At 41.5% G+C, this 15,477-nt stretch carries 16 protein-coding genes; 7 read left to right on the top strand and 9 right to left on the bottom strand.

Translation table 11 applies throughout. From position 1 onward, the window contains the following. On the top strand, positions 1 to 502 hold a 502-nt coding region (locus Q1V93_RS09485; RefSeq protein ID WP_300664094.1), incomplete at its 5' end, for a response regulator transcription factor. Positions 503 to 639: 137 nt separating this feature from the next. Here Q1V93_RS09485 and Q1V93_RS09480 read toward each other — a convergent pair. Genes Q1V93_RS09480 through Q1V93_RS09470 form a run of 3 tightly spaced genes read right to left on the bottom strand, consistent with a single transcriptional unit; the run spans position 640 to position 2,524 of the window. Beyond that, positions 640 to 1,494 (bottom strand): class I SAM-dependent methyltransferase, encoded by an 855-nt coding sequence (locus Q1V93_RS09480; protein ID WP_300664092.1) that lies wholly within the window; start codon positions 1,492 to 1,494, stop codon positions 640 to 642. Positions 1,495 to 1,500: 6 nt separating this feature from the next. Then, on the bottom strand, positions 1,501 to 2,082 hold the full coding sequence (locus Q1V93_RS09475) for a DUF2892 domain-containing protein (protein ID WP_300664090.1): 582 nt from the start codon (positions 2,080 to 2,082) through the stop codon (positions 1,501 to 1,503). A gap of 7 nt (positions 2,083 to 2,089) precedes the next feature. Further along, complete coding sequence (locus Q1V93_RS09470) at positions 2,090 to 2,524, bottom strand: Rid family hydrolase (protein ID WP_300664088.1); 435 nt, start codon at positions 2,522 to 2,524, stop codon at positions 2,090 to 2,092. A gap of 116 nt (positions 2,525 to 2,640) precedes the next feature. On the opposite strand from Q1V93_RS09470, the gene Q1V93_RS09465 reads away from it, so the two are divergent. After that, the gene (locus Q1V93_RS09465; RefSeq protein ID WP_300664086.1) at positions 2,641 to 3,642 is read left to right on the top strand and encodes an NAD(P)H-dependent glycerol-3-phosphate dehydrogenase; all 1,002 of its coding nucleotides are present in this window, start codon (positions 2,641 to 2,643) and stop codon (positions 3,640 to 3,642) included. Positions 3,643 to 3,865: 223 nt separating this feature from the next. Here the strand turns inward: Q1V93_RS09465 and Q1V93_RS09460 are convergent, their stop codons facing one another. Continuing rightward, a complete protein-coding gene (locus tag Q1V93_RS09460) occupies positions 3,866 to 4,741 on the bottom strand; it encodes a helix-turn-helix transcriptional regulator (protein WP_300664084.1) in 876 nt (291 codons plus the stop codon). Between the two features lie 98 nt (positions 4,742 to 4,839). Between Q1V93_RS09460 and Q1V93_RS09455 the strand changes: the two genes are divergently transcribed. The 3 genes from Q1V93_RS09455 (at position 4,840) to Q1V93_RS09445 (ending at position 8,949) form a co-directional block, all read left to right on the top strand. Next, a complete protein-coding gene (locus Q1V93_RS09455; protein ID WP_300664082.1) occupies positions 4,840 to 5,181 on the top strand; it encodes a DUF983 domain-containing protein in 342 nt (113 codons plus the stop codon). Between the two features lie 101 nt (positions 5,182 to 5,282). Next, positions 5,283 to 8,318, top strand: a complete 3,036-nt coding sequence (locus Q1V93_RS09450) for an N-acetylmuramoyl-L-alanine amidase (protein ID WP_300664080.1) — start codon at positions 5,283 to 5,285, stop codon at positions 8,316 to 8,318. A 310-nt stretch (positions 8,319 to 8,628) separates the two neighbouring features. Continuing rightward, positions 8,629 to 8,949, top strand: a complete 321-nt coding sequence (locus Q1V93_RS09445; protein WP_300664078.1) for a hypothetical protein — start codon at positions 8,629 to 8,631, stop codon at positions 8,947 to 8,949. A gap of 76 nt (positions 8,950 to 9,025) precedes the next feature. On the opposite strand, the gene Q1V93_RS09440 is transcribed toward Q1V93_RS09445, so the two are convergent. The 5 genes from Q1V93_RS09440 to Q1V93_RS09420 all read right to left on the bottom strand — a co-directional run bounded on the left by Q1V93_RS09440 (position 9,026) and on the right by Q1V93_RS09420 (position 13,855). Beyond that, positions 9,026 to 9,610 carry a 50S ribosomal protein L25/general stress protein Ctc gene (locus Q1V93_RS09440; protein WP_300664076.1) on the bottom strand — a complete coding sequence of 195 codons (585 nt, stop codon included), beginning with the start codon at positions 9,608 to 9,610 and terminating at the stop codon, positions 9,026 to 9,028. A 71-nt stretch (positions 9,611 to 9,681) separates the two neighbouring features. After that, complete coding sequence (locus Q1V93_RS09435) at positions 9,682 to 10,617, bottom strand: ribose-phosphate pyrophosphokinase (protein WP_124747710.1); 936 nt, start codon at positions 10,615 to 10,617, stop codon at positions 9,682 to 9,684. A gap of 79 nt (positions 10,618 to 10,696) precedes the next feature. Continuing rightward, positions 10,697 to 11,866 carry a lysylphosphatidylglycerol synthase transmembrane domain-containing protein gene (locus Q1V93_RS09430; protein WP_300664073.1) on the bottom strand — a complete coding sequence of 390 codons (1,170 nt, stop codon included), beginning with the start codon at positions 11,864 to 11,866 and terminating at the stop codon, positions 10,697 to 10,699. Beyond that, positions 11,859 to 13,397, bottom strand: coding sequence for an Ig-like domain-containing protein (locus Q1V93_RS09425; RefSeq protein ID WP_300664071.1), 1,539 nt, complete (start codon positions 13,395 to 13,397; stop codon positions 11,859 to 11,861). Before Q1V93_RS09425 ends, Q1V93_RS09430 begins: the two co-directional genes overlap by 8 nt. Next, positions 13,373 to 13,855 (bottom strand): GAF domain-containing protein, encoded by a 483-nt coding sequence (locus Q1V93_RS09420; RefSeq protein ID WP_300664069.1) that lies wholly within the window; start codon positions 13,853 to 13,855, stop codon positions 13,373 to 13,375. Before Q1V93_RS09420 ends, Q1V93_RS09425 begins: the two co-directional genes overlap by 25 nt. Positions 13,856 to 14,161: 306 nt before the next feature. Here Q1V93_RS09420 and Q1V93_RS09415 point away from each other — a divergent pair, with 306 nt between their 5' ends. Then, positions 14,162 to 14,884, top strand: a complete 723-nt coding sequence (locus tag Q1V93_RS09415; protein WP_300664068.1) for a 3'-5' exonuclease — start codon at positions 14,162 to 14,164, stop codon at positions 14,882 to 14,884. Positions 14,885 to 14,991: 107 nt separating this feature from the next. Beyond that, on the top strand, positions 14,992 to 15,450 hold the full coding sequence (locus tag Q1V93_RS09410; RefSeq protein ID WP_300664066.1) for a hypothetical protein: 459 nt from the start codon (positions 14,992 to 14,994) through the stop codon (positions 15,448 to 15,450). Positions 15,451 to 15,477: the final 27 nt, after the last annotated feature.

Here is a 15,477-nt window from a genome sequence, read left to right as displayed (position 1 = left end):
TTTCAGAATGCCTGTGAAAAACGGAATTGAAGCTACCAAAGAAATAAGAGCTCTGTATCCGGACATGAAAGTATTGCTCTTATCCATGTATGATGATACGGAATTCGTAGAATTGGCCATTGAGAATGGTGCAAACGGATACTTGTCGAAAGACGATGATGCGGAAGAAATCCAGCTTGCAATTCGCTCTGCAGTTGAAACGGGATACTATCTGAATGACAGAACTTCTAAAATGTTTATTGCTAAAATGGTTCACGCCGGTAAAATTCAACCTGCTTTTGAAGAAAGTTCTACAGCAGTATTTAGCGCCAACGAAATGGTGATTCTGGAAATGATCTGTAATGAAATGACAACGCAGGAAATTGCAGATAAGTTGTTTAAGAGTAGAAGGACGATTGAAAGTGCACGAACTCTGATGATGAATAAAGTAGGGGCAAGAAACGTGGTTGGTTTGGTCATGTATGCGATTCAGAACGGAATCGTGAGCCAGAAAGCAAAGTAATTGGATGTTTTGTCGGGAAGTTTAGGAGGTGAAGTTTTTGGGCTGTAAGTGAGTTCAATAGTTCAATAGTTCAATAGATTTTTATTAAACACCTTTGAATCCTTTGAACTTTTTCAACGCCTGAACGATCACAGAGTTTACTTATAAATCCGGGTTAGAATTCCGAAGTAAAGATCCTTTCCGCTTGCAGCCTTCAGCCACAACTCCGAGTTTTCAACTCTTTTGGATTGAATGCCCGATTCCCGTATCATTTGATTGATAACTGCGGTATCTACTTTTGGAGAATAGGTGTTAATGATCAGCACTCCGGATCTGGAAAGCAATTGAAAGGCTTCGGAAACCAGTGTTTCGAGTAAATCTTCCAACTTCCATTTTTCTCCTTTCGCACCAAGTCCCCAGGCTGGAGGATCCAATTGAACCAAATCGTATTTGTTTCCTCTTTTCACTTCTCTTCGGATAAACTTCAAAGCATCTTCATGAACCCATTTGATCCCGTCGATCCCGGAATTGATTTGATTCTGTCTTCCCCAATCCAGCATCGGTTTCACACTGTCGCAGTGAATGACTTCTGCTCCTGTTTGCCGACCGAATACTGAAGCGGCTCCTGTATATGCAAAGGCATTCAGAAAGCGTTTTGACTCGTTCAGAAAGCCGGAGATAAATTCCCAGTTAATCTGTTGTTCCGGAAACAACCCGAGATGCTTGTTGTTGGTAATGCGTAAAGTAAATGCTGCGTTGTGATTGGTTGTAAAAATCCATTCTTCCGGTGCATCCGGTTTCAGTTTTTTCCAAACTCCCTGCAAAGAACCTTCTGATTTGGGAATAAACTCCCAATGAGCCAAATCGGCCCATTCTTTTTTGGAACGGACAGCACCGAAATATGCCTGGTGTTCAGGCCGGATAGTTATGACCGTTCCCCAACGCTCTAATTTTCGTCCGTTACCGGCATCAATAAGCTCATAATTTTCGGGAAAACCGGCAAATGATTTCATCAAAGATTAACGCATTTTAGGCATTTTCTTACGTCCGCCCATCATTTGCGCCATCCGCATCTGGTTTTTAGACGGAGCGCTTTGCAATTGCCCCTGCATCATTTTGATCTGGTCTTTCAACATTCCGCTGTCGTCCATTTTCTTCGCTTCTGCCAATAAGGTTACAGCTTCTTGTCTGCGACCTGTCTGAACACAGATTCCAGCCAAATGCATGCGAGCCATTGCTTTGTCGTGACCTCTTTTCAATCCCAATTGAATAGCCTGACGCAACATTCCTTCCACTTTTGCGTGCGGATAAGACTGAGCGTTCAATAAAGCCTGCATGTAAATAACATAGGCTCTTTGGCGTTTCGGAAGAAACTGAGGTGCTGTAATCCGGTTAATAGCTCTTTGCGCTTTATCCTGATTTCCTGTTCGCATGTGATTCAGCGTGAAAGCCAGATTCTCATTGTAAATAAAGGAAAGAATAATAAGCGCTAAAGGGAAGATCAGGGAAATTCCCCATCCCCAGTAACCTGTATAGAAAGAATAAATAGTTAAGAATAACGTTCCTGCAGCTAACAAGCTGCGAATAGCAAATCCGATCATAATTTATTTAGTCAATTGTTGCGATACATTTTAATTCGATGGCAATAGGGGTAGGAAGTGAATTGATTTCTACAGTGGTTCTGCAAGGAAGATTGTCTTTGAAATACTCCGCATAAACACGGTTATACACATGGAAATCACGTTTCATATTTACCAGAAAAACGGTAACATCCACCAATTGATCCCAGCTTGAACCGGATTCTTCCAAAATGACGCGTACATTGTCAAAAACACTTCTGCACTGAGCTTCGAAATCAAATTCGATAAAGTTTCCGTTTTTATCCAATTTCAAACCCGGAACAGCTGAGTCAATATCATCAGAACCCGCTACTCTCGGACCAACTCCTGATAAGAACAGGAGATTACCTACTTTGCGTGCATGCGGATACAACCCTACTGGTTTCGGAGCCTTGTTTGTGGAAATACGTGAAACTTCTGCCATACAATTTTTTAGCAAAGATAGTGCTTTCTGTCAGATTGCATAACGAATTATTTTACACCTTCGAAACAGCGTCTTTGAATGCAACGAACAGAATTATATGTACATTTGCCAAGACTATGAATAAGCGAATGAAAACCGTTGGTGTCATTGGAGGTGGTAGCTGGGCTACGGCTTTGGTGAAGATATTGTGCAATAATTTTGCGCAGGTAAACTGGTTTGTTCGAAGAGAGGATCAGGTTGCACATATTTTGAGATATAAGCACAATCCAACTTATTTACAGTCGGTTGAGTTTGACCTCAATCAGATTCATGTTTCCAACAATTTGGAGGAGATCATTAACAGAAGCGATGTTCTGATTGTTGCAACCCCCTCTGCATTTTTGGTTGAATTATTTAAAGACACAACGCCGGATTTATTTAAAGGGAAAGTTGTTTTTTCGGCAGTGAAAGGAATTGTTCCGGAATACAATGCCATTCCGGCGCGTTTTTTCCATAAAACGTTCGGAACTCCTTACAAAGATATCGGAATCATTTGCGGACCTTGTCATGCGGAAGAAGTGGCTTTGGAACGCTTGTCTTACCTGACTGTTGCCTGTCAGCACGAAGGAATTGCAACGGAAATGGCCCGAATGCTGGCTTGCCGTTATATCAAAACCACCACTTCAGACGATTTGTTCGGGACAGAGCTGTCGGCAGTGTTGAAAAATGTATACGCTTTGGCTTCCGGAATTTGCGCCGGTTTAGGATACGGAGATAATTTTCAGTCGGTTCTGATTGCGAATGCCATTCAGGAAATTGAGAATTTCATTGATGAAGTGAGCCCGATTCACCGTGATGTCAAGTCGTCTGCTTACCTGGGGGATTTACTCGTAACGGCTTATTCGAAATTTTCCCGGAACAGAACTTTCGGATTCATGATCGGAAAAGGGTATTCCGTAAAGACCGCGCAATTGGAAATGGACATGATCGCTGAAGGTTATTATGCGACCAAATGTGTCAAGGAAATCAACAAGAAGTTCCAGGTAGATATGCCGATTTTGGAAGCAGTCTTCAATATCCTGTACGAAAAAATATCACCGGTTATCGAGATGAAAATCTTGTGTGATAAATTGGCTTAGTTGGCCACGCGATACATCGGTAATAATGTAGAAAACTCACCAACTACATAAACATTAAAAAAACCATGTGACCTTCTGTGTGCTATGTGTAAAATGAACCAAATAGCATCATAGAACACATAGTGAATATTCAGTTTGAAACCTGGATTGTTTTCTAAAACAGAAACCGTATTATTATTTTGGTGAGTATAATACATCAAGTCCGATACATCGCGTACCAACGCTATGAATTCTTTATCCTGAATTGTTTTGGTGTTTCCCCGCAGTGTTTTTTAAAGAACAAATGAAAGTAGGGAGTGTTCTCAAATCCAAGCTCATTGGCAATCTCTGAAATACTTTTCGGTTCACTGATTAATTTTCGCTTCGCTTCCAGGATAATCCGTTCGGCAATCAGCTGACTGGTACTTTTTCCGCTGCAGGCTAAACAAACCCGATGCAAATGTTTGGTCGTTATGGCGAGTTGCGAAGCATAATCGGAGGGATTTTTGTGATGCACATATTGTTGATTCAACAAAGTCGTAAAGCGGTGAAAATGATCCTGGTAGCGATTGTTTTTGACAACGTTTGAATCGTGTTCTTTTTCAGCGTAAATCCGCGACAAATCGGAGTAAATGAGCTGTGTCAGGCTGGCGATTTTCAAAAAGGAATGTGCTGTGTTTTCCTGGTATTCAGCCATCATTTCGATAAACCGGGAACTGAGTTTTTCTGCTGTTTCGGAATCTATTTCAAGAAAGGGATTGGCATTCCTGGATTGGAAAAAAGGCCAGAGATACAGCTCAAAATGTGCCGAATAAAACTTATAGAAATCTTCCGAATGGAATAGGATCCAGCCTTCCGCATCTGCTTCAAACTCCCAGTGATGCATTTGTTCGGGCTGAAGAAAAAAAACGGCGTTCTGCCTGATCGGGTAAGATGTAAAATCAATATCGTGTCTTCCTTTCCCGGATGTGAAGAAAACCGTCAGGTAAAAATCATGTTTGTGCGGATGCGTAATGTCCGAATGGTATTTTTTCAGATGTTCGGAGAAATGATTGATGTAAAAAGCTTGAAGTAAGCCGTTTTCGTCAAATTTTTCAATCGGAAGTCGTGGAAAATTCATGCTTAAATTTACAAATAATGTCTGAATAGTATAATTATTTGAGTTAATAAAGCACGAGTTTATCGGTACAAGTGTCCTAACTTTGTAAAAAAAAGAAAATGTCAAAGTTCAGACCAATTCTTAGTGGGGCTTGTCCGATTTGCGGAAAAGGTAAGATATTCGAAACAAAAGGTTCTTTACTTCACTTAAAAGCGCCTAAAATGTATGAACGCTGTTCGGAATGTAATTATCGGTTCGACAAAGAACCGGGTTACTTTTTCGGTGCGATGTATATCAGTTACGGTATGGCAATTGCAGAACTTCTTCCTGTATTCCTTGTTTTCACGTGGTTTCTTCCTTTAGGATGGATGTTTGTCCTGATGCTTGTGGTGCTGATTTTGACCATGTTTTTCAATTACCGGGTATCACGGGTATTATGGATTCATATCTTCCATGAATAGTAAATGTTAAATTTCAGATACTAAATCCATTTATCTAAAACTTGATTTTCAGGCGTGTAAAGAATTTAATACATTTAATTCTCACTACTGATTTTCAACGTATGAAGAGATTACTACTATTTACAACATGTTTGTTCGGGTTGAATACCCATGCTCAAACTTCAGATTTTCAAATCTATTGCCAACAGGCATATACCGCTTATCCGAATGTTCCGAGAGGAATGATTGAAGCGGTTTCGTACACACAAACCCGGATGACCTATTTGTCGGCCACGGAATTGGAATCCTGTTCCGGTTTGCCGAAATCCAATGGTTATCTCGGGATGGTTGCCAAGGGAAAAGGCTATTTCAAAGAGAATATGAAACTGGTTTCGCAGGTTTCAGGAATTCCTTTGATTCAGATAAAGGAAAATCCTGCAATGGAAATCCTGGCTTTTGCGAAAACGGTAAGTGTTTACATGGAAGAATTGCACGGAATGTCCTTACAGAATTCATTAAAAGAGGTTTTCGGAAAACTATCCTATTTATCTGATTCCGGAAGAGTAAACCTTTTTGCCAGAGATGCCGAACTGTATGAATTGTTTCAGTTTTTGAACAAAGACGAAAATGCAGCAAAATATGTTTTTCCCAATTATGATTTCAACCTGACGGATATTTTCGGAGCTTCCAATCTTTCTGTTTTGAGTGCTCAGAGAATCATTTTTTCCGCGCAGGGAATTCAATCCAATTCGGGAACCATGTACCTGGCTAAAAAGAAAGAGTCGGGCGTGAAGTCAACGGAATATACACCTGCTGTGTGGAATCCGGCTCCGACTTGTAATTTCAGCTCCAGAAGCGGAGTAGCCGTTTCTGCGATAACCATTCATACCATTCAGGGAACATATGCAGGAGCAATTTCCTGGTCTCAGAATTGTTCTTCCAGCGTTTCCTATCATTACGTGGTGCGTTCTTCGGATGGCCAGGTAACACAAATGGTTTCGGAAGCGAATAAAGCATGGCACGTGGGTTCGGAAAATCCATATACAATCGGTTACGAACACGAAGGGTATGTGAGTCAGTCGCAATGGTATACGAGTGCGTTGTATAACGCTTCAGCCGGAATTACCAGAGATATTTGCCAAAGCGGATACGGAATTAGTCCTTTGAGAACATTTTCAGGAGCTGCAACAAGCGGAACCAACGTATTGGGTGGTTGTATCAAAATCAAAGGACATCAGCATTTCCCGAATCAAACGCACACCGATCCGGGAATTTATTGGAACTGGCCGCTTTATTACAACCTGGTAAATAACAACCCGACTCAGAATAACCTGAATGCAGCCAGCGGAACATTTACCGATACGGGAGGAAGTACCGGAAACTACAGCAATGATCAGCGTTATTTTACCTTGATTCAACCTGTGAATGCCAGTTCCGTGACCTTGAATTTTTCCAGTTTTTCCCTGGAAGCCAATTGGGATTATATGTATATCTATGATGGAGCAACAAATAGTGCACCTTTGATCGGAACATATACCGGAACGAATTCTCCCGGAACAATCAGTTCGAGCGGAGGTGCTTTATTGATCGAATTCCGGAGTGATTGTGCTACTGTGGCTGCGGGTTGGGTTGCAACCTGGACAAGTACGCTTGCATCTGCTTCCGGAGATGTAACTGCTCCTACAACAGCAATTGCTGCTACGCCCAATTGGATTACACAAAACTTCACGGCAACTTTTACAGATGCAGACAATAGCGGAGGAAGTGGCATTGATAAATCTTATTACCAGGTATTGGATTTTGACGGAACGGATTGGAGAGCGAATGCTTCCAAAGGATTTTTCAGTGATAACTTCGATCAAAGTGCGATTCATCCGGATTGGACAAATCAGGTTGGAACCTGGGCTTTGGGAAGCAGTCACCTGATTCAAAGTGATGAAGCGAATGGAAATACCAATATCTGGACACCGGTTACGAGTTCACTGAGCAATCGCTATTTATACCATTGGGCAGGTGCGATGTCGGGAGCGGGAACAAACAGAAGAGCCGGACTGCATTATTTCTGCAGTGATCCGACTTTGCCGAACAGAGGAAATTCCTATTTTGTTTTCTTCCGCCTGGACAGCGATAAAGTTCAGATGTATGAGGTGACGAATGATACGTATTCCCTGGTGGATGAAGTGTCGTATGATTTTAATGTAGGCGAATGGTATGATTATAAGATTATTTACGACCGGATTACCGGTAAGCATCAGGTTTACATAGACAATGCTTTGGTACAAACCTGGACGGACCCGACTCCATTGGCGGGCGGGAATTATGTTTCGTTCAGAAGTGGAAATTGCAAATATGAAGTCAATGATCTGAAGATTTACAGATCGCGGGCAGCAACCGCAGCAATTACGATCGGCAGCACGGGAGAATTGCGTTATCAGAATACCAATGCGTCATCAGTTGCGGGTCGAATCAAATCAATTGTACAGGATGTTGCCGGGAATTTGTCCGCTATTCAATCTCAGGATGTGAAAGTGGATTGGACAGTTCCGTCGACGATTGCAACGGTAAATGACGGATCAGCTGCGGATATCGGAACAACGACCAATAGTTCGATGCTGGAAGCAAACTGGACAGTTTCTTCCGACGCAAATTCCGATGTGGCAAATTATTGGGTGGCTGTCGGAACTTCTCCCGGGGCAACCAATACGGTTGCCTGGACGAATAACTATTGGAATACAAGTGTCAGCTTAGGCGGTTTAAGTCTTACATCCGGAACAACCTATTACGTTTCGGTAAAAGCCGAAAACGGTGCCGGATTATTCTCTGCGGTAAAGACCTCAAACGGACAGATGGTTGTTTCGGCATTGAATGCTCCGGACGCGAATTTCCAGGTGCAAAGTGTTTCGGGACTGAGTGATCTGAAAAACCTGAAATGGAGTGTTTACCCGAATCCTGCGAAAGATGAGCTGACAGTAGCTGTGGATGCGAACTATGCCGGTGGATTTATTCGTTTGACTGATTGTTTGGGAAGAACAGTGATGACCAGAAAGCTGGTGTCGGATTCAATCTCTTTGGATATCGGAGCTTTGGCAAACGGAGTGTATCAGTTGAGTTATGAATTGTTGGGTCAAAGTATTCAGCAGAGCATCATTAAGTATTAACTTTTTAATGAATACTAAATTGATTTTTCGTCAAAACTGACGGTTAAAAAACTGAAAACTGCTTTAGAGAAAAACGATAGGTTGAAAACCAAATTTACTTCCCAACTTTGGTTCACCTAAGTAGGTAAAGATATTAAAACCTACTCCTAAATCAGTAGTTAATTAGACCATTTTTGCTGAAAAGTGAAAATGGTTTTTTTTGGATTCTAAAATTCAATATATAGCGTCCTAAAATATAGGTGATGTAATCATTTTCTCCCGCAGATAATATAGAGTCAAGGACAAAGCATTCAATAAACAGGAACCGATTATGAAACTGACTTTGTTTTCAAAACTGATGATAGCCGTCTTGTTTTCAGGAATTTGTTTAACAGGAGTTTATTTGCATTCTGAAAAATGGAACTCCCTGATAGATGGAATATCGTTCCTGGTTACAGACTATTTTGTCTATGAAACGGAGCGTTTTAACATTCTGGAGATGCTCAATCTGATTGTTCTCCCGACGCTTTCATTGTTGTTTCTTCTTTTGCCTTTTAAATGGACGAATACGATCATCATACTATTGATGTGTATTTATTGTTTGATGATTCTGCCCTGGAATTATATCGAAGATTCTACATTGAGCTTTTAATCCGCAAGAATTCTTGCTCCAACAAAAAACCCTGACTATCAGCCAGGGTTTTGTTTTAGATATCTAAAGAAGAATCTTAATCTTCGTCTTCGTCATCACCTTCTGCAGCTTTAGAAGCTCCACGAGCCATTTTAACTGCAACAACTACCGCGTTTTTCGCTTCAGAGATAGCCAAACCGTCATTCTCCAAATCTTTTACACGAACAGATTGACCGATACGCAATTTTGTAATATCGATTACGATTGCCTCAGGCAAATCAGTTGGAAGACCAACTACACGTAAACGACGGAAAACCTGCATCAAACGACCTCCTGCTAATACACCGCGAGAAGCTCCCGTTAAACGTACCGGTAAAGCAACTTTAACTGGTTTCTTTTCATCTAGTTCCAAGAAATCAATGTGTACTACTTTGTCAGTAATCGGATTTTGTTGAATCTCCTGGATAATTGCATTCGACTTTTTACCGTCGATGTCCAATTCAATTTTGAATACATCAGGATTGAAAATCAATTTTTCAACTTTAATGTCCGGAAGAGAAAAATGTGTTTGAGTTCCTTGTCCGTAAAGAACACATGGAACCTGTCCTGCGTCTCTCAAAGCTTTAGCATCTTTCTTCCCTACGTTCGCGCGAGGCGAACCGCTCAATTGTGCTACTTTCATGTTTGTTATTATTTAATTTATTTTAGCCACTTCTCAGTGGGTTATTATCAGAAGCAATGCTTCTTCTTATTTTATGAAATTATAAAATGCGTACTAATTGATTCGTTTTTAACCAGGCGATCAATCACATCTGCGAATAGATCTGCTACGGTAATCACACGAATCTTGTCACTTTTCTCTTTCAACGGAATCGTATCTGTTACGATCAATTCTGTTAGTTTGGAGTTGTTAATGCGTTCGTATGCAGGTCCCGACAACACAGCGTGTGTACAGAACGCGCGAACACTTTTTGCTCCTTTATCAATGAACAACTCAGCTGCCTTTGTCAAAGTTCCTGCTGTGTCACACATATCGTCAATCAAAATAACGTCTTTTCCTGCTACGTCTCCGATAACAGTCATTTCAGCAACTTCATTTGCTTTCTTACGGTGCTTGTGGCAAATTGCTAAACCGGTATCCAGTTTTTTAGCATACGCATTTGCTCTTTTCGCACCACCGGCATCCGGAGCAGCCATGATCAGGTTACCGTTGTCCAAAGCCTTCATTTCGTTGAAGAACAAAGTCGATGCAAATAAATGATCAACCGGAACTTCGAAGAATCCCTGAATCTGATCAGCGTGTAAATCCATTGTCATAACACGGTCTACACCTGCTGCCATCAACATGTTTGCAACCAGTTTTGCACCGATAGCAACACGTGGCTTATCCTTACGATCCTGACGTGCAAAACCGAAATAAGGAATAACCGCAATGATTTTACGAGCCGAAGCACGCTTTGCAGCATCCACCATCAACAACAACTCAAACAGGTTTTCTGTCGGAGGCATAGTAGACTGAACAATAAAAACATCCTGACCACGTACTGTTTCTTCAAATGACGGTTGAAATTCACCATCACTGAATTCAGTTACATTTACATCACCCAAACTAGCACCAAACTTGGTAGCTATCTGTTCAGCAAGCACTTTCGATGCTCTTCCTGCAAAAATTTTTACGCCGTAAGACATGATTTTTACCGTTTTAAGAGCGCAAAGATAGGAATAATATCGGAAATTCAAGGATTTTTTTGAAAGCCGTCAAAACGATTTAGTCTTTTGTTTTTCCCTGTTTCGATAACCAACGCGGAAGAATGATGGAACCGATGATCAAATAGGGGAAATAAGAGATCAAACGCCACAGGACGGCCATGGTTCCCAACAGAATAATACTCGTGCTGAATTCGGAGAGTAATTCCCCGAAAGCCCATTCGGCAACACCGCTTCCACCGGGAGTCGGGGAAATCCGGAGAAACATCCACAGGACGAATTGCTTGGAGAAAATCTGAACTTGCTGCAGGAATCCCAGGCTTAAAAAAGCCTGCATAATGAAATTGATTACCAGGAAACGGGAAGACCAGGAAAAAACCGTTGCTCCGAATGCTTGCAACCAGAATGAAAGCGGTTCGCGCCGCATTTGAACAGCAGTCTCGCTGACATCGTTTCCGGTTTTTTCGGCTCCTTTTTGAAAACGTTTGAGAAAGGGAATCCGGGTGAAAAAAGTAAGCAGGTGAAAAACCAGTTTCGGATAAAGCACAATGCTTGAAAACAGCACCAGGCAAAGCAAAGCAAAAATCGAGAAGCCGGTCCAGAAAAGGGTCATCATGGATTCATTTCCCGTTGAAGGAAATAATTGATCGGACGGAATGAACAAAAACAACAACGGGATGACGACAACGTAAAACAAATTGTCGAGAAAAGCGGTGAGAATAACAATGGCAGTGGCTCTTCCCAGAGCAATTTTTTCCCGGTTGAGAATAAACATCGCAACGGTTGCGCCGCTCATAACTCCCGGAGCCAAAGCAGAAGCAAACTCCCAAAGCATGATGACATGAAAGGCCTGAGTCCAGGTTAATTGTTTTTTGGTCAGAATCCGGATGCGGATCATGTAGCCGAGATCGCGTCCCACCATTCCGAGTAATGCCAGGAAAATCCAACAGAAGGTCGTGCCATTCCACGAAATATCGGAAAGCACCTGCCAGGCTGATTTTTGCTCGAAATTTCCGGCTTTGGAAGGAAAGAATTCATCCTTATGGGAATAATCGATCTTCTTGTTTTTATTGGTGTCTTTCCAGGTGAATTGTCCTTTTCCTTTTTCAACTTCGTGAAATTCGGTCCGGGTGAAACTGTAAATGAGAATCCCTCCTGAAATGGAAAGTCCGATCAGCAACGCGAGATAAATCCGCCACTTACTAAAGGTTTTCTCAAAAGAATCACTCATCCGGTTCCATTTCCAGTGTTTCCTCGATGTCCCAGTTCGGGCGCAATTTTGATTTCAGGTTGAACCGCACAACTTGCTCCGGTTGGGATCGTTTCTCCCAGTTTCCGGCATCCCATTTCCGGTTTTTGTTTTCGTCCCGGATACAGCGGATTTGGTAAACTGCGGGAATGAGCTGCTGCCATGAAACCACGGTGTCTGACTCTGATTTGAAGGATGTCCGCACAACACTCGCACCATCCATTAATTGAACAATCCAATCTCCTTTTAAATCGGAGACATTCAACTTTAAATTGGACAAATCGGAAAGACGCAGTGTCTTCAATTCCACTTTGACAGAATCATTCGTATTGGATATTCCTTTCAAAGCACCCGTTTTGAAATTGATCAGCAAATCAAAAGAAATGTTTGATTTCGGAATGATCTGTAATTGATTTCCCGAAAGCACATACTGGTAATCGACCTTGATTTTTGTTTTGTCTTCCGCAACAATCCGGGAAGTGTCCATGCTTTCAATCAGTTCATTGGTTTCAAAAAGGAGTGTGTCGCCAAGAGTCCAGGAACCTTTATATGCTTTGCTCGTAATCGAAAAGTTCTTTTTCCGGTCTTTGAGCGGAATGATCTTCGTGATCGTATCCGTTCCGTCTGTAAACAGATACACGTCATTTTCAACGATCGGCAAGGCCAATAAAACAGAATCTGTTTCGAAACGTTTGATGATTCGAATGGGTTCGGAATTAATGACGAGTTGGGAGTCGTTAATCTCCTTTCCGTAAGCAAAAGCCATTCCCGGATTCAACGATTTTATTTGCAGTTTTTTTACCGGATTTTTTGGTTTGGAAGCCAGGAGATGGTAAAACGTAGTGTCGCTGCTGGAGATCATTCCGCTGGAATACGCGAGGTCTTCCCCGATGGAAGGAAGCCGGTCTTTATTCGAATCCATATAGGCAAACAATTGATAATTCCCTGCCTTTAAATAAGAGAATTCGAATTCGCCCTTTGCATCACTTTTACAGATGTAAACCGGCGTAATTTTGTACGGATCGCTCACCGAATCATACAATCCGACCGTAAATCCATTGCAGGGTTTGTTGGAGAATCCATCCGTGATCACTCCGCGTATTTTTAGCGAGTCGATCTGATCTCCGGTGGAGAAAACAAATTGATGAATCGTATCGTTCTTCTCATTCAGATCCTTGATCGTTCCGTTGAGTTGAATGATGTATGTTGTATTGGGTTTCAGCGCTCCGTCCCATTTAATGGTTACATCGCGTTTGTTCGACGTAATATCCAGTTTTCCTGCGTTCGGGTTCATAACTGCGGTATTCGACGGGTCATTCAGGGTGAAATACTCGTCAAAACGGACGCGCAATTCCTGTTGATTGACATGCAAAGCTCCCTGCTCCGGATTTTGAGACCCTTCAACAGGTCTGGCAGCACGATCATCGGCCGGCCCTCCGGTTAAGGGAATAATTTCCGCGCAACCAAACAATAAGAAGAAGAAAATGCCTAAAAACAGTGAGTACCGAGCCATTCGCAAAGTTCGTTTAAATGGATAGCATCTACCTGATCAAAATCATTCAACGCAGCACTATCGACGTCCAAAATAGCAACAATCTGACCATTTTTACGGATAGGAACTACAATTTCGCTTTTACTGTCGCTCGAACAGGCAATATGTCCGGGAAACGCATCGACATCCGGAACGACCAACGTTTCGTTTTGTTTCCAGGCAGAACCGCAAACACCTTTTCCGAATGCAATCCGGGTACAGGCAATCGGTCCCTGAAACGGCCCTAAAACCAGTTCGTCATTTTCAACCAGGTAAAACCCGATCCAAAAGAAATCAAAAGTCATTTTCAGGGCAGAAGCTGTATTAGCAAGATTTGCCACTAAATTGGGTTCACCGGTGCAAAGTGCTTTCACCTGGGGGAGCAAAACACGGTATTTTTCTTCCTTCGAAGATTGTGCGATTAATAATTCTTCTGCCATGAATTACAATAAATAGTTATCCTGAGTTCCGGGAAAATTTCATGTCTTCTGATCTATAAGTTGGTTCAAGGTTTTCAAAAGTTAAACAGTTCAATGATTTTTTGAACTCTTAAACACTTTCAACCTTTCAGACCAGAAAAGATCTCATTTAAAAACACGATCATTCTTTTTCAGGATAGTAATTCGACAAAGGTAAGGAATCCTATTCCTTAAGCGCAAAAAATGAATTCTTTCGGGAAAAAAATCAAAAAAAACCATTTTGCGAAATGATATTTTTGCATAACTTAAATGGAAAAACAAAAAAACATGCTTGACTTAAGCCAATTGGATAAGATCCTTTTTTTAGATATCGAAACGGTTCCGGAAGTGTATCATTATACGGATCTGGAGGAGGAAACCACGAAATTATTTGACTCGAAGAATGCGCGTTATCTGACCGAGAACAAAACGAAAGAAGATGTGTACAATGAAAAGGCGGGAATTTACGCCGAATTCGGAAAGATCGTCTGTATTTCCGTCGGATTTGTTCATCATTCGGCTACCGGAAGATCCATTCGAATGACTTCTTTTGCACACGATGATGAAGAAACATTACTTCGCCAGTTTGTGCGGCTGCTTGAAAATAATTACAACTCTCCGAAACATGTGCTGTGCGGACACAACTCAAAGGAATTCGATATCCCGTTTATCTGCAGAAGATTATTGATTCACGGTATCGGGCTTCCGAATGTATTGAACTTAGCCGGGAAAAAGCCTTGGGAAATCCAACATTTGGATACGATGGAATTGTGGAAATTCGGAGATTATAAAGCGTATACCAGCCTGGCTTTGTTGTGTCATGTGTTTAAAATCCCGACTCCAAAAGATGATATTTCAGGTGCAGATGTTGCGCGTGTATACTACGAAGAACAGGATTTGAACCGCATTCGCATTTATTGCGAGAAGGATGTTATTGCCTTGATCCAGCTATTTCTGAGAATGAACGGAGAACCATTGGTGGATGAAGGAGAAATCTACGTGAAAGAATAATTTTTCATCGCCTCGGAAAAAAGTAGGATTCAAAAAAGAAGGTACTATTTTAATCAGGCAACAAGCATATTTTTTACTTACTTAGCTGTATATTATTAAAACTACTTATGAAAAGTATTCTTTTTTGCCTCTGCCTGGCGAGCTTTCATCTCCTGAACGCCCAGGAAGTAATCAACTATTATGGTAAATCGGTCACGATTCAGGGACCCAAATGTTTTTCAATGGAAATCAATGGGACAACGTTGGAATACCATCAGAAAATAGTGGGTGATGACTTGTATGTGACCGTTTTGAGAAAGAGGGGTGATGGAGTAATCCACGAGATCAATGTGCGTAAAGTTTCCGTAAAAGTCATTACCGACAACGTGTTTAAGATTGAATATTTGAATACATACGGTGAAATGTATTCGTGTAAGGTCTTGACCGATCTGGATAAAGTTTCTTCTACGATTTATGAAAAATCAGGAGGGAAAAGTACAATGGAAACAAACATTGCAATCTACTTTTCAGATAAAAAGCAACTAACTGATTTTATCGAGGAAATCAAAAAGAAAAGAGGTTTCTGACAGGAACAAATATAAAAGAGAAAACCC

The sequence above is a fragment of the Fluviicola sp. genome (assembly GCF_030151805.1).
In the GTDB taxonomy this organism is placed as follows: Bacteria; Bacteroidota; Bacteroidia; order Flavobacteriales_D; family Crocinitomicaceae; genus Fluviicola.
The sequence above is the reverse complement of the archived record's forward strand: the minus strand, read 5'-3'. Positions and strand labels throughout refer to the sequence as shown.